This is a genomic window from Streptomyces sp. NPDC041068 (assembly GCF_040647455.1).
Taxonomy (GTDB): domain Bacteria; phylum Actinomycetota; class Actinomycetes; order Streptomycetales; family Streptomycetaceae; genus Streptomyces.
Genome location: NZ_JBEZCG010000012.1, coordinates 190,589 through 206,215, shown reverse-complemented (window position 1 = coordinate 206,215; position 15,627 = coordinate 190,589). Strand labels below are relative to the sequence as shown.

Annotated in this window: 13 protein-coding genes and 1 riboswitch; of the genes, 3 read left to right on the top strand and 10 right to left on the bottom strand. The window is 73.8% G+C overall.

The annotated features are described in order from the left end of the window. The first annotated feature begins 8 nt into the window (after nucleotides 1–8). The gene (locus AB0B50_RS27575; RefSeq protein WP_362337393.1) at nucleotides 9–1,037 is read left to right on the top strand and encodes a sugar ABC transporter permease; all 1,029 of its coding nucleotides are present in this window, start codon (nucleotides 9–11) and stop codon (nucleotides 1,035–1,037) included. Here AB0B50_RS27575 and AB0B50_RS27570 read toward each other — a convergent pair. Continuing rightward, nucleotides 1,006–2,223, bottom strand: coding sequence for an acyl-CoA dehydrogenase family protein (locus tag AB0B50_RS27570; protein ID WP_362337390.1), 1,218 nt, complete (start codon nucleotides 2,221–2,223; stop codon nucleotides 1,006–1,008). The genes AB0B50_RS27575 and AB0B50_RS27570 overlap by 32 nt on opposite strands. Nucleotides 2,224–2,356: 133 nt before the next feature. Between AB0B50_RS27570 and AB0B50_RS27565 the strand changes: the two genes are divergently transcribed. Both AB0B50_RS27565 and AB0B50_RS27560 read left to right on the top strand, forming a co-directional pair. Further along, the gene (locus AB0B50_RS27565) at nucleotides 2,357–4,093 is read left to right on the top strand and encodes a CoA transferase (RefSeq protein WP_362337387.1); all 1,737 of its coding nucleotides are present in this window, start codon (nucleotides 2,357–2,359) and stop codon (nucleotides 4,091–4,093) included. Next, nucleotides 4,090–5,754, top strand: coding sequence for a class I adenylate-forming enzyme family protein (locus tag AB0B50_RS27560; RefSeq protein WP_362337384.1), 1,665 nt, complete (start codon nucleotides 4,090–4,092; stop codon nucleotides 5,752–5,754). The genes AB0B50_RS27565 and AB0B50_RS27560 overlap by 4 nt, the downstream gene beginning before the upstream one ends. A 77-nt stretch (nucleotides 5,755–5,831) precedes the next feature. Here AB0B50_RS27560 and AB0B50_RS27555 read toward each other — a convergent pair whose 3' ends face one another. The 9 genes from AB0B50_RS27555 to AB0B50_RS27515 all read right to left on the bottom strand — a co-directional run bounded on the left by AB0B50_RS27555 (nucleotide 5,832) and on the right by AB0B50_RS27515 (nucleotide 15,350). Further along, complete coding sequence (locus AB0B50_RS27555; RefSeq protein WP_362337381.1) at nucleotides 5,832–6,650, bottom strand: zinc ABC transporter substrate-binding protein; 819 nt, start codon at nucleotides 6,648–6,650, stop codon at nucleotides 5,832–5,834. Next, a complete protein-coding gene (locus tag AB0B50_RS27550; protein ID WP_362337379.1) occupies nucleotides 6,599–7,477 on the bottom strand; it encodes a metal ABC transporter permease in 879 nt (292 codons plus the stop codon). The genes AB0B50_RS27555 and AB0B50_RS27550 overlap by 52 nt, the downstream gene beginning before the upstream one ends. Further along, complete coding sequence (locus AB0B50_RS27545) at nucleotides 7,474–8,109, bottom strand: ATP-binding cassette domain-containing protein (RefSeq protein WP_362337376.1); 636 nt, start codon at nucleotides 8,107–8,109, stop codon at nucleotides 7,474–7,476. The genes AB0B50_RS27550 and AB0B50_RS27545 overlap by 4 nt, the downstream gene beginning before the upstream one ends. Before the next feature lie 150 nt (nucleotides 8,110–8,259). Continuing rightward, nucleotides 8,260–8,748 (bottom strand): DUF4430 domain-containing protein, encoded by a 489-nt coding sequence (locus tag AB0B50_RS27540; protein WP_362337373.1) that lies wholly within the window; start codon nucleotides 8,746–8,748, stop codon nucleotides 8,260–8,262. 128 nt (nucleotides 8,749–8,876) lie between these two features. Further along, complete coding sequence (locus AB0B50_RS27535; RefSeq protein ID WP_362337370.1) at nucleotides 8,877–10,346, bottom strand: hypothetical protein; 1,470 nt, start codon at nucleotides 10,344–10,346, stop codon at nucleotides 8,877–8,879. After that, the gene (locus AB0B50_RS27530; protein ID WP_362337367.1) at nucleotides 10,240–11,274 is read right to left on the bottom strand and encodes an ECF transporter S component; all 1,035 of its coding nucleotides are present in this window, start codon (nucleotides 11,272–11,274) and stop codon (nucleotides 10,240–10,242) included. Before AB0B50_RS27530 ends, AB0B50_RS27535 begins: the two co-directional genes overlap by 107 nt. Before the next feature lie 58 nt (nucleotides 11,275–11,332). Further along, entirely contained in the window at nucleotides 11,333–12,937 is a 1,605-nt protein-coding gene (locus tag AB0B50_RS27525; RefSeq protein WP_362337364.1) for an ATP-binding cassette domain-containing protein, read from the bottom strand. Continuing rightward, a complete protein-coding gene (locus tag AB0B50_RS27520; RefSeq protein ID WP_362337362.1) occupies nucleotides 12,934–14,262 on the bottom strand; it encodes a CbiQ family ECF transporter T component in 1,329 nt (442 codons plus the stop codon). Before AB0B50_RS27520 ends, AB0B50_RS27525 begins: the two co-directional genes overlap by 4 nt. A gap of 23 nt (nucleotides 14,263–14,285) precedes the next feature. Continuing rightward, nucleotides 14,286–15,350, bottom strand: coding sequence for a hypothetical protein (locus tag AB0B50_RS27515; protein ID WP_362337356.1), 1,065 nt, complete (start codon nucleotides 15,348–15,350; stop codon nucleotides 14,286–14,288). A gap of 95 nt (nucleotides 15,351–15,445) precedes the next feature. Further along, a riboswitch (cobalamin riboswitch) is annotated at nucleotides 15,446–15,595 on the bottom strand. Between the last annotated feature and the right edge of the window lie 32 nt (nucleotides 15,596–15,627).

Here is a 15,627-nt window from a genome sequence, read left to right as displayed (position 1 = left end):
GGTACGCAGTGACGAGAGCGGCGGAAGGAAGTGCGGTTACGGACGCGTCGGACGGTGTCCCCGGCTGGGCCCTCCCCGCGCTGGAGCGCGTCCTTCGGCGGGTGGACGTCACCCGGCGCGAAGTCGGGGAGCGTTTCCCACTGTTCGCCGAGCCCGGGTCCGGGCGGTGGACCACCACCGGGCGGGGGTCGTGGACCGGTGGGTTCTGGGCCGGGCTGTTGTGGCTGCGGGCCCGCTGCACGCGTGACGGCGGTGACCGCGAGGCCGCGCTCCGGGTCACCGAACGGCTCTCGCCGTGGGGTGAAGTCGACACCGCCACACGTGGGTTGATCCTCTGGTACGGCACCGCGCTCGCCGAAGGGCCCGCCGCGACCGCCCTGCGGAGCCGGGCCGCCCGCGCCTGCCGCGATGCCTTCGATGCCGGGCTCGGCATCGTCCCCTGGGGCGCGGCGTTCGGCGGACCGCGCCTCGTGGCCCGCGTCGACGGTGTGCCGGGCATGGTGCCGCTGCTGGCCACCGTGGACCCTGGTGCCGCCACGTCCCATCTGCGTCGGCATCTCGAACTCTGCCTCGGTGAGGGCTCCTTCCGCTGGGCATGGGAGTGCGAACGGCCCGACCGCTGGACGGCCCTCGACGATCCACCGCCCGGCTGGAGCCGAGGCCCGGCCTGGCTGCTGCTGGCCCTCGCCGACGCCATGCACGGTCTCGGGGTCGACGGCCACACCCATGCCGTACGTCGCCTGATGCCGGCCCGCGCCGTCCCGCCCGCCGACGGCGCCCGCCCCGAAGGGCCTCTCGACACCTCCGCGGCGGCCATCACCGCGGTGGCCCTCCTCAAGCTCGGCCACCGCGGTCGAGCCGTCGAGATCCTGGGTGAGTTGGTGCGTGACCATCTTTCGGACGACGGGCGGCTGCTCGACGGCTGCTACGACCTCCGTTCCGGGACCGCGACCCGGCACGAGCTCGTCTGGGGCGACTTCTTCCTCGCGTACGGGCTCGCCGTCCTCACCGGTCTTCTGCCTCCCCATCACGCCTAGTTCCGCGCAGCACCCGCCGGGCGACCGACGTGACGTGCAGTTCGTCGGGGCCGTCCAGGATCCTCGCCGCCCTGCCCGTGCGGAACAGCGCGGGCAGCGCGGTGTCCGGGCCCAGGCCCGCCGCGCCGTGCACCTGGATCGCCGCGTCGGCCACCTGCTGCAGCGTGCGGGCGGCCGCCACCTTGGCCAGGCCCACCTCGACGTGCGCGTCGAGCCCGGCGTCCAGGCGGTCCACCGCCTCGTACACGAGCGGCCGGACGGTGCGCAGGGCGAGCAGTGACTCGAAGACGTGGCTCTGGACGAGCTGGAGGTCGCCCAGCGGGCCGCGGGAACGGGTGCGGGTCACCGCACGTGCCCGCAGCAGATCGAAGGCGCGCGCCGCCTGACCGAGCCAGCGCAGGCACCGCAGCGTACGGCCGAGTTGGAGCCGTTCACCCGCCACGGCGAGCGCCTTGCCACGCTCGCCGACGAGGTGGTCGCCGTCGACGAAGACGTCGTCCAGTTCGATCTCGCCCTGTCCGCCCGCACCGAGCACCGGCAGCTCCCGCACGATGCGGAAACCCGGGGTGTCGGTCGGCACCAAGAGCAGCGACAGGCCCTCGCGGTCCCGCGGCGCGCCGTCCGTGCGGGCGAGGACCGTGACGAGGTCGGCGTCGGCGGCACCGCTGGTGAACCACTTCCGTCCGCTCACCCGCCAGGCCCCGCCGCCGATCGGCGCCGCGCGGGTCGTGGTGAGGAAGGGGTCGGTACCGGGCGTCTCGGGCTCGGTCATCGCGTAGCAGGCCCGTATCTCCCCCGCCACCAGGCGCTTCACATACCGCTCGCGGACGCGCGAACCGCCGTGCCGCCACAGCATCGTCACGTCGAGCAGCGGCGCCGAACCGAGCGCGGCGGGACCGTGGTCGCTGGCCCCCTCCGCCTCGGCGACATGGGCGTAGGACCGCAACGGCAGCCCCTGGCCGCCGAGTTCCTCGGGCAGCGGCAGTGCCCACAGCCCCGCGGCCTTCGCCTCCGACCGCAGCCCGCGCAGCGCCTCGGCGGCCTCCCGCCCTCCGGCGTCGAGGAGCGGCTCGCGGGGCACCACCCTGCCGCGCACGAACGCCGCGACCCGGTCCCTCAACTCCACCACGTCGTCCGGGCAGCGCGGCGCACCGCCGAACCGCTCCGACTCCTGCGACTCCGCCATGCGGGTCTCCGTCACTTTTCGCGTTCCGCGGGAACCCCGGCCGTCGGCCGTCCGACTCCCTCTTCCGTGGAACAGGTCGGAGGCGAGGGCCTCCGAGTTCCCACGCGTGACGAATGCGCCACTAAGGAGAGGGATGACAACTCCATTCACACAGGCCCTCGCCCGGACGTCCGGGCCGCTCGACGGACTCCGCTTGGAGCGATCGGGGCCGCCGGGCCCAGGCGGCGCGCTCATCGCGGAGCACCTGCGGCTCCTCGGCGTCGCCACCGACGGCTCCGCGGGCGGCCGGTTCACCGTGTCCGATCCCGGCATCGGCAGCGTCACCGCACGGACCTCGTGGGGCGGTGCGGCATCCGACGAGGCCACCGTCCAGGCCGCCACGGGCATCATGGCGGTCCACGGCCGCCGCCACGGCGCCCCGGCCGGCCTCGCCGTCGACTACGCCGCCACCACCACGGGCGTCCTCGCCGTCCAGGGGCTGCTGGCCGGGCTCCTGGCGCGGCTGCGCGGCGGGAGCACCACGCGCGTCGAGGTCAGCGCCGAACGGGCCGCTCTGCTCACCGTCTCCCAGTACCTGGCGGCAGCCGGGGCCGAGGAGGACGAGGCGGCCGAACTCGCGCCCGGCGGACCGCCGTTCACGTCGGCCGAGGGGGCCGTCTTCGAGCTGGAGACGCTGGACCCGGGGGCGTGGGCGGCGTTCTGGCGCGCCCTCGACGCCCCGCAGGAGGCGATACGCCGGGGATGGCGCCCCTTCCAGTTCCGGTACGCCACCGCCTGCGCGCCCTTCCCGCAGGCGCTGCACGACGTGGTGCGGGGGCACGCCTTGGAGCGGATCCGGGATGCCGCCGAGGCCGCCGGCGCCGAGGTGTGCCCGCTGTGGTCGCTCCAGGAGCGGGCCGCGGAGTTCGACGGGGCGGCGCCCTTCGAGCTGACCCCGTGCGACACCACGTACTCCCCCGTCGGGTCGCTCAGCGAACTCCCCCTCGCCGGATTCACCGTCCTGGAGGCGGGCCGCCGCATCCAGGCCCCGCTCGCCGCCCACCTCCTGGGCCTGCTTGGTGCGGAGGTGATCCGGATCGAGCCGCCGGGCGGGGACCCGTTGCGCGGGATGCCGCCCGCCTGTTCCGGCGTCTCGGCGCGCTGGCTGGCGCTGAACCGGGGCAAGCGGGCCGTGGAGGTGGACATCAAGTCGCCGTCAGGCCGGGAGCGGCTGCGCGAACTGGCCGCCGACGCCGATGTGTTCCTCCACAACTGGGCGCCTGGCAAGGCGGCACAGCTCGGCCTCGACCACGAGCACCTGGCCACCGCCAACCCGGGCCTCGTCTACGCGTACACCAGCGGCTGGGCGGACCGGCTGCCCGGCGCCCCGATGGGCACCGACTTCATGGTGCAGGCCCGTACCGGGGTCGGCGAGTCGGTGCGGCCCGCCGACGAGCCGCCCGCGCCGTCCCTGATGACGGTGCTCGACGTGCTCGGCGGCCTGCTCGGCGCCGAGGCGACCCTGGCGGGACTGCTGCACCGGGAGCGCTTCGGATGCGGCGTGCGCGTGGACTCGTCCCTGCTGGGCGCCGCCGACGTGCTCACCGCGCCCGCACGCTCGCGCGTCGCGCAGGGCCTCGCTCCGCGTCAACCGGCGGGATTCCGGCGTCCGTTGCCGACCGCGGACGGCTGGGTCGCCCTCTCCGACCACTGTGCCCTTCCCTACGACGTGCGTGACCTGTCCACCGAGGCGGCGCTGGAGCGGCTGCGGGGCCGCGGGCTGTTCGCCGTGCCCGTCGTCACCGACCTCGCCGACCTCCTCGACTCCGGCTCGATCGGCCGCGACGCCCACGGCGCCCCCGCCGTCCCCTCCCCCTGGAGCTTCATATGACCGTGTCGCTGCACGACTTCCTGCCCGCGGGCCTCCGCCGCTCCTGGGCCGTCGACGGCACCTGCCCCGACCTCGACCTGTACAGCCTCCACCGGTCCCGCCAGATCGCCGACCCGCACCGCACCGCCGTCCTCGACGCCAAGGGGAAGCTCTGTTACACCGCGCTCGACCGCAAGGTGCGATGTCTGGCCGCGGGCCTCTCCGGGCTCGGCATACGCACCGGCGACGTGGTCGGCGTCCAGCTCTCCAACGGCCGCAACGCCGTGATCGCCGACTTGGCCCTGGCCGCCCTCGGCGCCGTCGCGCTCCCCTTCCCGGTCGGCCGCGGCGGGCGCGAGGCGGCCTCGCTGCTGCGCCGGGCCGAGGCGACCGCCGTGATCGCCGCGACCGAGCACCGCGGGAACCGTCACGCCGCCGATCTGCTCGCCCTCAGCGGCGAACTACCCTTGCTGCGTACGGTGATCGCGGCCGGGCCCGACGCCCCGGAGGGCACGGTCCCGCTCGCCGCGCTCCTGCGGAGCGATCCCGCGTCCTTCACCGCGGCCCGCCCCGACCCCGACTCCGCGGCCCGCATCCTGGTCTCCTCCGGCTCCGAGGCCGAGCCGAAGATGGTGGCGTACTCGCACAACGCGCTTGCGGGCGGCCGGGGCAACTTCCTCGCCTCGCTCATCCCCGACGGGCGGCCCCCTCGCTGTCTCTTCCTCGTGCCGCTCGCCTCCGCGTTCGGCAGCAACGGCACCGCCGTGACGCTCGCCCGGCACGGCGGAACGCTGGTCCTCCTCGACCACTTCACGCCCGACGCCGCCCTGGACGCCCTCGCCGCGCACGAGCCCACGCACGTCCTGGGCGTACCGACGATGATCCGGATGATGCTCGACCGGATCGCGCAGGGACACCGCCCGCGGTTCGTCCCCCCGACGGCCGTCGTCGTCGGGGGCTCACCGCTGGACGAGGCCACGGCCGAGGAGGCCCGGCGGGTCTTCGGCTGTCCTGTCGTGAACCTCTACGGCTCCGCCGACGGCGTCAACTGCCATACCGGGCTTGCCGACGGGCCCCTGCGCGGCGCGGGTCCCGGCGTCCTCGCGGGCCGCCCCGACCCACGGGTCACCGACATCCGTATCGCCGTCCCCGGCACTCCGGAGCTGGAGGAGGCGCCGTCCGGCTCCGTCGGCGAGATCGTCGCCCGCGGCCCGATGACCCCGCTGTGCTACGTCGCCGCCCCCGAACTCGACGCCCGCTACCGCACCGCCGACGGCTGGGTGCGCACCGGCGACCTCGGCCTCATCGAGGACGACGGGAGCCTGCGGATCGTCGGCCGCCTCAAGGACGTCGTCATCCGCGGCGGGGCCAACATCAGCCCGGCCGAGGTGGAGATCGAGCTCGCGGCCCATCCGCGCGTACGGGACGTGGTGTGCGTCGGCGTACCCGATCCGCTGATGGGCGAGCGGCTCGCGGCCTGTGTCGTGGCGCGCGGCGATGCGCCGACGCTGGAGGAGTTGTGCGGCCATCTGGACGCGCGCGGCCTCGAGCGGCGCAAGCACCCCGAACACCTGCTGGTCCTCCCGGAGTTGCCGCTGACTCCGGCGGGCAAGCCAGACCGCCCGCTGCTGCGTGAGCGGTGCGTCGCGCAGGTCGACGGGGCTCTCGCGTCGGCCGTCTGACCGTACGGCTGTTGCCGTCTGACCCTACGGCTGTGGGCCGCCCGGAATCTCCGGGCGGCCCACGACGAGCGTGTGCCTCAGGAGGCGGACATCGACTTCTCGATGGCCTCGGCGGCGTTCTTGTAGACCGCCAGCAGATCCAGGTCCTTGCCCGGGAAGTTGACGATGTCGACCTGCTTCGCGCCGGTGTCCGGCAGCACCTTGCCGGTCGTCATGTGGGCGTTGTCGAAGACGTACGCGGGCTTCTTCTTCGCCAGGGCGGACAGCTGCGCCGCGGTCACCGCCTTGGGGCCGTACGTCCCGCGCAGGTCGGCGCCCGCCATCTTCGCCGACCACGCGGAGTAGGCCTGGGCCACGACCGCGGGGGCCTTGCCTCCGGGCCAGGCGGCCTTCAACTCCTTGCGCAGCGCACCGTACTCACGCTTGAAGGACGCGTCCCACTTCGCCGCGGCGTCCTCGGTGCCGAACTTCTTGCCGAGACGCGCGACCTCGGCGCTGGTCTTGGCGGGGTCGTTGTCGAGGGCGACCTCGACCAGTTCCGCCTTCGACCCGGCGGCCTCCTCGATCTTCTTCGCGAACGGCTCGAAGGGCGCGTACAGCACGAAGTCCGCGTCCGCGACCGCCGCGAGGTCGGACGGCTTGGGTTCGTAGTCCGGCGCGTGCTGCACCGACGGCGGGACGATGACCTTCACGTCCTGGGCACCGGCGGCCTTGGCGAGGGCGCCCTCCCAAGTGGTGGTGGCCACGACGACGGGGGCGTCGCCGTTCTTCGCCTTCGCGTCCGAGCTGTCGTCCTTGTCCGAGCCGCACGCGGTCGCGGTCAGTGCGAGGGCGGTGGTCAGGCTCAGTGCGAGGAGGGCAGGCTGACGGACGATGCGGCCGCGGTCGAGGGCCATGAGGTGGTTCTCCGTTCGGGTATGACGTGGACGGCCAGGACCACGGCCCCGGCGGTCAGGACGAGCACGGGACCGGGCGGCCAGTCGAGCTTCAGCGCGACCAGGAACCCGGTGAGGTTCACGGCCACGCCGATGCCGACCGCCCAGGCGGTGATGGACTTCAGGGAGGTGCCGAGCCGCCGGGCGGCCAGCGCGGGCAGCAGGGTCAGCGCGTCCACGAGGAGCGCGCCGGTCAGCTTCATCGCCCCGGCGACGGACACCGCGACCAGGACGAGCAGCAGAAGGGTGAGCCGCTCGACCCGCACCCCGGAGACGAGGGCGAGTTCACGGTCGTGCAGCAGGAGCGCGAGATCGCGGCGGCGCCACCAGAACGGGGCGGGCACGAACACGGCGAGCGTGCCGAGCAGCCACAGATCGGCGGTGCCGACCGACAGGATCGAGCCCCAGAGCAGCGCGAACGCACCCTGCGCGTTGACACCGGACACGGCAAGGACCAGCAGCGCGGCGGCGATCGCGAGGCTCATCAGGAGCCCCATCGCGCCCGCCAGACCGTCGGGCGTGCGGGCCAGCGGCGCGACCCCGGCGCCCGCCACCGCGCAGGCGATCAGCCCGCACAGCATCGGGTCGAGGCCGGTCAGCAGCCCTGTCGCGATGCCGAGCAGCGCGACGTGCATCATCGCGAACCGCACCGGCATGATGTCGAGGCCGACGATCACCACGCCGACCACCGGCAGACCGACCGCCGCCAACAGCAGCGCGAAACCCGCCCGTTGGACCGGCGGCAGCTGGAGGAGCTGCCCGATGTCGGCGGCGGCGAGGGCGTTCACCGGACCGCCCTGAGCCGGCCCGCGGCCATCTCCAGGACCCGGTCGCAGCGTTCGGCGAGCGCCCGGTCGTGCGTGACGACCACGAGGGTCACCGGCAGCGCCAGGAGGGCGTCGGCGGCCTCCTCCTGCCCGGCGAAGTCGAGGGCGGCGGTGGGCTCGTCGGCAAGCAGCACTCCCGCGCCCGCGCCGACGCAGCCGACCGCGCGGGCCAGATACATACGCTGCAACTGGCCTCCGGACAGCGTGTGCAGCGGCCTGTCGACCAGCGTCCCGACGCCGAGCTCCGCCGCCGCCCGCCCGGCTTCCCCCGGGGCTCCGCCGCTGGCCAGCAGCTCCCGGCCGAGCAGCGGGAAGCGGCCGACCGCGGGCTTCTGCGGAACCCAGGCACAGGCTCTGCGCCGCCACGCCCACTCGGCCGCGCTGTCGGTGCCGCGACCGCCGACCAGGATCCTGCCGCGCACCTGCCGGTGCAGGCCGAGCACGGCTCGCATCAGCGTGGTCTTGCCCGACCCGTTGGTGCCGGTCAGCGCCACGCGCTCGCCGGCCTCGATATCGAGATCCACGCCGTGCACGGCCCCGACACGGCCGTGCCGGCAGTCGACCTGGCGCATGCGGACATCCAGAGCGTCCATCGCACCTCCTGTTCCGTTCCCCGAGAGGAGTCGGACAGAGTGGCCGATGAGTTCCCGGCGGACGCACGGAATCTGGAGGACGGACGCAATCCTGCGGACGGAATCCGGAGGGCGGAATCCGGAGGGCGGGGCGGCGGAGGCCTGCGACTCCTACATCTCGGTCCAGGTGAACGCGACCTTGTCGCCCGCCTTGATACGGAACTGGCAGCCGCCGACCGGTGTGGCGGTGCCGTTCACCGAGATGCTCCAGTAGGCCTCCTGGCCGCCGTTCTTGCCGGCGATGGTCGACACGAAGTAGTCGTCGTACGCCGGGTACCAGGTGCCGTCCCAGCTGAAGCCCTGCTTCTTGGCCGCGTCGTCCAGGGCGGCCGTGGGTGTGGCTCCCGCGGTGGTGTTGGCGCCGTTGTTCGTGCCGTCGCACTTGTGCGTGCCGCCGGAAGCGGTGGTGACGGTGTGACCCTTGGTGCTGATGGTGTTGTTGTAGAGCGCGCCTTCGGGGCCCTGGACCGTCAGCGTGACGGTGATCGGCGCGTTGGCGGCGGCCTTGGGCGCAGCCTGGGCCGCGGGTACCGCCGCGGCCAGGGTGAGGCCGAGCGCGGCGGTCAGGAGGGTGGTTCTTCGGGGCAGGGTGCGGAGCATGACGGATTGCCTTTCTGACGGAATTTCTGACGGAAAGTGAAATGCGGAGTGGTGGTCAGGAGAGGTCACGGTCAGGAGACGTGGCAGTCAGGAGAGGTCGCGGTCGGTGGAGCGGGCGCGGAAGCGGATCAGGCCGCTCGACCGCGACGCCTGCGGGCGATGAGCACCGCCGAGGCACCCGCGATCAGCAGGGCCGCGGCTCCGGCGGCCAGGGGCAGCGCGGTGGAGCCGGTCGAGGCGAGGCCGCCCGAGGGCGTGACGCCGCCCGAAGTGTCACCCGTCGTGCCGGAGCCGCCGACACCGCCGGTGGTGTCTCCCGTACCGCCGACACCGCCGGAGGCAGCGCCGCCGGACGCGTTGCCGCCCGTGGCCGACGCGTCACCGGAGGGGGAGGGAACCGGGGTCGCCGACGGGTCCGTGCCGCCCGTGGTGCCGCCGTCGGTCCCGTTGCCACCCGAACTGCCGCCGTCCGTACCGCCGTTGGAGCCACCGTTGGAGCCGCCGCCGTCGGTGCCGCCGTTGCCTCCGCTGCCCCCGTTGGTCCCGCCGTCGGGCGCGCAGGCGATCGGCTCCAGGTCGGTCGCCGCTCCCTTGCCGTCGATCTGGGCGAGGGACTTGCCGACGAGCGCGGGCACCGCCTGGGCGGTGGCGCGCAGCGCGGTGCCGTCCGCCTTCGGCTCGGCGTAGCCGACCGCGCCCCGGTCGGCGGTCGCGGCGCCGCAGCCCACCTGGACGGACTTCAGCCAGGTGATGCCCTTGCCCGCGGCCTCGACGCGGCCGCCCGCGGCCAGCGCCTGGACGTCCAGGGCCGTGGAGTTGGAGTTGCCGGGCGGCGTGCCGAAGCCGTTGTCGCGGAAGCTGCCGTCGGCGAGTTGCTGCTTCTCCAGCCAGTCCAGCGCGGGTTCGGCGTCGGCGGTGCGGCCCGCGCCGAGCAGCGCCTGAACCGCGAGGCCCGTGCTGTCGGTGTGGGACTTGCACTTGGCCGGGTCGGACTTGAAGAACAGCGGGTATCCGCCGTCGGCGCAGCGGGAGGCGGCGAGGAAGTCGACGGCCTTGGCGGGCAGGTCGCCGCTGCGCTGCAGGGCGAGGACGGCGAGCGACTGCGTGAACTGGTTGGAGCCGTCGCCGTTCGGCAGGTCGTCGGTGAAGCGGCCGTTGTCCTGCAGTCGGCCGAGCAGCGTCTTGGTGAGGTCCTGGCCGCCGAAGTTCTTGGGGTCACGGCCCTCGATGGCGGCGACCAGCGCGAGCTTGGCGGTGCCGCCCGCGAAGACCTTGCCGGGCGTGCCGCGGTCGATGTAGGCGGCGGCGTTCGCCGCGAGCCAGTCGGTGGCCTTCTTCTGGGCGGCGCCGCCGGTTCCGGTCGCGGCGAGGCCCATCACGACGTCGGCGGTCAGGCCGTGGTCGGCGGAGGCGTTGGAGCCGTCGGTCAGCTTGGACGTCATCCAGGTCGCGGCCGCGTTCGCCGGGGACTCGAGCGCCGGGGCCGCGGGGTCAGCGGCCCGTGCGGGGCCCGGCAGCAGCAGGGCGCTCGCCACCGTCGCGGCGAGGGCGGCCGCGGGTATCGCCGCCAGGGCCCTGGGTCTGAGGGGCAGGGTCATCGTCGATCTCCTTGCTGATTCGTGTCCTGGGGACAGCAGGTGGGGTGGCCGGTGATCCGGCGGGGTCGAAGGCGCTGGAGCCGCCGGAAGCGATCGGGCCCCGGTAGGAGACAGGCCCCTCGAAGGCGACCGGCGCGTCGAACGCCGCCCGTCGCGCGGCCCTGCGCAGCACGGCGAGCACCGCGGGGCCCAGCGCGACGATCGCGATCAGGTTGGTGAGCGCGCGTCCCGTGTCCCAGCCGAAGGTGGACGTGGCCAGGGTGAAGACGGCGAAGCGGTGCAGGTTCTCCAGGACCGGGGCGCCCGCGACGAAGGAGAGCTGCGTGTCCGTGCCCGCGGTGAAGGGCCAGAACCACATGTTCATCAGGAACCCGAAGACGTACGCCACCAGGACGCCGTAGACCGCGAGCACGGCGATCTCCGCACGGCCCGTGACGCGCCTGGGCAGCAGCCCGGCGCCGAGCCCGATCCACCCGGAGGCGATCATCTGGAACGGCAGCCATGGCCCCACCCCCGCGGTCAGCAGCGCCGAGGCGAACAGCGACGTGGAGCCGAGGACGAAGCCGAAGCCGGGCCCGAACACCCGGCCCGCGAGCACGAGCAGGAAGAACACCGTCTCGATGCCGGCCGTGCCCGCGCCCAGCGGCCGAAGACCCGCGTTCACGGCGGACAGCACGCCGAGCATCGCCAGCGCCTTGGTGTCGATGCCGCCGGACGACATCTCGGCGAGCACCACCGCGAGCAGCACCGGCATGGTCAGTACGAAGATCAGCGGCGCGTCGGCGGAGTGCGCGGCCGCCTCGGGGCGCGGCGCCGCGAACAGCGGCCAGAAGAACATGGTGAGGCCCGCCGCGCTCGCCAGCGTCAGCACGACCGCGCTGCGCAGTCCGACGGGCAGCGCGGGCACCCGCGTACTCAGGGACGTCATACGGCCACGGGCGTTGCGAAGGGAGCTCATACGGCCACCAGAGCGTGGCGAAGGGAGCTCATACGGCCTCCAGGGCGTGGCGCACCTGCTCCACGGTCAGCCACTTTTGCGGGCTGAGGACCTTGGCGACCTGAGGGGCGAAGGCGGGCGAGGACACCACGACGTCGCGGGTCGGCCCGTCGGCGACGATCTCGCCCTCGGCCATCACCACGACCCGGTCCGCGGCACGCGCGGTGAACTCCACGTCGTGGGTGGCCACCACCACCGCCCTGCCCTCGGCGGCGAGCCGACGCACGTGCCCCGCGAAGGCATCCTTGGCGTGGTAGTCCAGGCCTCGGGTCGGCTCGTCGAGGAGGACGACCTCGGGGGCGGCGGCGAGCTGCACCGCGAGCACGAGGGCGAGCTGCTGCCCCTCGGAGAGGTCGCGTGGATGACGGTCGCCGGGGATGCCGGGGGCCAGGCTGTCCAGGATCGCGCGCGAAGTGCCCACCGGGGCACCCGAGTCGGTGTCGGCCTGCGCGCACTCCGCGTCGACGCTCTCGCGGTAGAGGAGGTCGCTGGCGGTCTGCGGCACCAGGCCCACCAGGGCGCGCGCCTTGCGGGCCGACAGCTTGCCCGGGTCCTGGCCGCCCACCTCGACGCTCCCCGCACGGCGCGGCCCCGAGCCCTGCAGGGCCCACAGCAGCGAGGACTTGCCGGACCCGTTACGGCCCATGAGCGCGGTCACCCGGCCGCGCGGCAGGGCCAGGTCCACTTCTCGTACGGCGACAGTGGGACCGTAGGAGACGGTGACCCCGCGGGCCGAGAGAGTCAACTCACCCTTGTCCGCCGCGTGTTGTGGTGGGACGTGGTCCGCGAGCCGGTCCCGCAGCGGCGCCGCCCTGCGTCGCGCGTCCCGCACCGACAGCGGCAGGGGGTCCCAGCCGGCCAGCCTGCCGAGGCGCACGACGGGCGGTGCGACGTCCGACGCGCGCATCAGCTCGGCGGGTTCGCCCTCCACCACGCGTCCGTCGCCCGGCAGGTGCACGAGCCGGTCCGCGTACTGCAGCACCCGCTCCATGCGGTGCTCGGCGACGAGCACGGTCGTGCCGAGGTCGTGCACCAGGCGGGTGATCGCCGCGAGGACCTCCTCGGCGGCCGTCGGGTCGAGCGCCGACGTGGGTTCGTCGAGGACAAGCACCCTGGGGTGCGCGGTCAGGACGGCGCCGATCGCGACCCGCTGCTGCTGTCCGCCGGACAGGGTGCGCAGGGCACGGCGGCGCAGCTCCGCGATGCCCAGCAGGTCGAGGGTCTCCTCGACGCGCTTGCGCATCACGTCCGCCGGTACGGCCAACTGTTCCATGCAGTACGCCAGTTCCTCCTCGACCGTGTCGGTGACGAACCCCGCGAGGGGGTCCTGCCCGACGACACCGACCAGCGGGGCGAACTCCTGCGGGGGCGCGGTGGCCGTGCTCACGCCGTCGACGGCGACCCGGCCGCGCAGGCGGCCGCCGGTGAAGTGGGGCACCAGGCCGTTGACCATGCCGAGCAGGGTGGACTTGCCCACGCCGGTGCGGCCGGTGACCAGGCACAGCTCGCCCTCGCCGATGTGCAGGTCCACGTCGCGCAGGGCGGGCTCCACGGCGCCGGTGTAGGTGAAGGTGACCTCGTCGAAGTCGATCACGTGGCCGTCTCCAGGGGTTTGGTTGCCGTCGGATCCCCTGCGGGGTCCGACGACTTGGGGGGTTCCGGCGCCAGATAGGCGGGCCCCACGCCGACCAGGACCGCGAGGGCGGGCAGCGGCGCGACCTCCGGCCAGGTGAGCGGGGAAAGCGAGGGGTACAGGGACGCGGCGTCGGTGCGCGAGACCACGTACAGCAGGACGGCTGCGGCCAACCCGCAGGCGCACACCAGGACTTCGGCCGACTGCCACCGGTCGGGCCGGTACGTGCTGCGCCGCACCCGTCGGCCGCCGAGCACGAATCCGGCACCGGCGAGGGCAAGTCCCGCCAGGAGCAGGGGCGTTCCCAGGTAGGGGGGTGTGCTCGCGCCCATCGCCCCGTACAGGCCCGCGCAGACGCCGAGCAGCCCGCCCACCACGAGGGCGCCGGTGAGCAGCCGGGTGCGCGGGGCGAGGCGGCCGGTGTGGCCGTAGCCGTGCGATGCCATCGCTGCGGCCAGGGCCAGGGAGCGGTTCATCGCGTCCTCCAGGACCGGGACGACGATGCCGCGCAGCGCGCCGACGCCCTTGGCCGCGCCGCCGCGCAGCCGCCGGGCCCTGCGCACCCGCTGCACGCTCTCGACGAGCTGGGGCGCGACGGTCAGGGTGACGACGACGGACGTGCCGACCTCGTACAGGGCTCCCGGCAATGCCTTGAGCATCCGCTTGGGGTTGGCGAGCGCGTTCGCCGCCCCGATGCAGATGACCATGGTGGCCAGGCGCAGCCCGTCGTACAGACCGCCGAGCAGCTGTTCGGCGGCGACGGGGCCCAACAGGCGGATGCCCGCGGCCGCTTCGGGCAGGGTGACCTGCGGCAGCGTGAACAGGACGGTGCCGCCCTGGCCGCCGCCGAAGACGATCCGGAACACCACGCGCATGGTCACGATGAACGCACCGAGGACCAGATACATCCGGAACGCCAGGGCCCAGGGCGCGTCCCCGCGCCTGCGCACCACGACGAAGGCCACGACGGCGAGGATCATCACAAGGAGCACGGGATTGGCGGTACGACTCGCCGCGGCGGCCATACCGAGCGCCCACAACCACCAGGCACCCGGATGCACGGCACGCGGCAGCGAGCGCCACCTGATCGGGTTCTCACGGCGGCGCCCGGGGCCCGGGGTCTCGCGGCGCCGTTCGAGGGCTGCGGTCACACGGCGCCGCCCGGGGGCGGAGGCATCGCGGCGCCGTCCGGGAGCGGAATTCTCGCGCCCCCGTTCCAGCACTGCGGCCACGCGGCGCCGCCCGAGAGCGACCATCACGCGGCGCCAGCCAAGATCGGCAGTCACGCGGCGCCACCCGAGGTCGGCGGTCACGTGGTGGTGTCCGCGCGGGCCGTGCGCTTGCGGCGCCATGCCGTGAAACCGGCGCCGGAGGCGAGCAGTACGGCGGCTGCGATGCCGAGCAGGGTGCCGGTCGGGGCGCCCGAGGAACCGGCGGCCTCGACGGTGCGCTTGTCGTCGCCGCCCGTCCAGTCGGCGGCCTCGCTCGGGGTGATCACCGGGTTCGGCGAACCGGACGCGGACGGGGTGGCATCGGCGGACTTCTCCTTGCCGTCCTTGCCCTTCTCCTTGCCGTCCTCGTCCTCGTCCTTCCCCTTGTCCTTCTTCTTGCCCTTCTCCTCGTGCTCGTCGGGCAGGTCGCCGTCCTGGGGCTTGGCGTCCTGTCCGAGGCCCGCGACCGTGCCGGGCAGCGTGTCGCCCGCTCCGGTTCCGCCGTTCTGTGAACCGCCCGCTCCCCCACCGGAATTGCTGCCTCCGCCGATGGAGCCGGAGCCTCCGGGTCCACCGGAGCCTCCCGAACCGGAACCCGAACCGGAACCGGAACCGGACCCGCCGCCCGAACCGGAACCGCCACCCGCGGGCCGCTGAGGCGCCACCCGGGGCGAAGGCGCCTCGTCCGCCTCGCGGTTGTAGGAGAACGACCAGCCCTCGAAACTGCCGGTCGGCGGGGTGCGGTAGGTCGCGCCCTGCTGGCTGTAGGTCCAGGCACCGCCGTTGGGGGCGTGCCAGTAGGACCAGTACGCCTTGGTCGGCGGGGTGTCGATGCACGGCTCGCGATCGGTACCCGGCTTGCCCTCCAGACGGCAGATGAAGGACTCGCCCCACCTGTTGGTGCCGGTCACGTCGAAACCGGCCGCCTTGAGCGCGGCGAGCCCGCTGGCCTGGCTGCCCACCGCACAGCGCACGATGGTCCTGCCGCCCAGCTCGCGGAAGTCCACCACCACGGTCACGCCGTTCCCGTTCGGACAGAATCCGGCCCTGCCGCGTCCTGCGTCCAGGGCGTGCGCCGTGTCCGGTGCCGCGCCCAGGCCGAGGGCGACGGCGGACAGGAGCAGGCCGAGGGCGGCGGCGAACATGCGTATCGCGCGGGCCATTTCGGGTCCTTCGGGGCCGGGGCCCGCGCAAGGACCCAGGACACCCGTGACGAACCGGGGGCTCAGGGCTCCACGCTGCAGACCATGACAGAGAGAAGCAGTGCACATGGCGCGCCGGGCGATCCGACTCACGGCGTCGAGCGCCGCTCACGGTTGCAGGTCAGTGCCGGATTCCCACCGGCTTTCCCCAGTCGCGCATGCATTCAGTTGTCACTTCGTCAACAGACGAAGCCTTGCGAAGAGTACGCCCGGCGGGCCGGACCGGCCACCCCTTCAG

Coding starts and splice junctions, on each gene's coding strand:
- AB0B50_RS27570 (WP_362337390.1), bottom strand. CDS start 2,223: ATGGCGGAGTCGCAGGAGTCGGAGCGGTTCGGCGGTGCGCCGCGCTGC.
- AB0B50_RS27565 (WP_362337387.1), top strand. CDS start 2,357: ATGACAACTCCATTCACACAGGCCCTCGCCCGGACGTCCGGGCCGCTC.
- AB0B50_RS27560 (WP_362337384.1), top strand. CDS start 4,090: ATGACCGTGTCGCTGCACGACTTCCTGCCCGCGGGCCTCCGCCGCTCC.
- AB0B50_RS27555 (WP_362337381.1), bottom strand. CDS start 6,650: ATGGCCCTCGACCGCGGCCGCATCGTCCGTCAGCCTGCCCTCCTCGCA.
- AB0B50_RS27545 (WP_362337376.1), bottom strand. CDS start 8,109: ATGGACGCTCTGGATGTCCGCATGCGCCAGGTCGACTGCCGGCACGGC.
- AB0B50_RS27540 (WP_362337373.1), bottom strand. CDS start 8,748: ATGCTCCGCACCCTGCCCCGAAGAACCACCCTCCTGACCGCCGCGCTC.
- AB0B50_RS27535 (WP_362337370.1), bottom strand. CDS start 10,346: ATGACCCTGCCCCTCAGACCCAGGGCCCTGGCGGCGATACCCGCGGCC.
- AB0B50_RS27530 (WP_362337367.1), bottom strand. CDS start 11,274: ATGACGTCCCTGAGTACGCGGGTGCCCGCGCTGCCCGTCGGACTGCGC.
- AB0B50_RS27515 (WP_362337356.1), bottom strand. CDS start 15,350: ATGGCCCGCGCGATACGCATGTTCGCCGCCGCCCTCGGCCTGCTCCTG.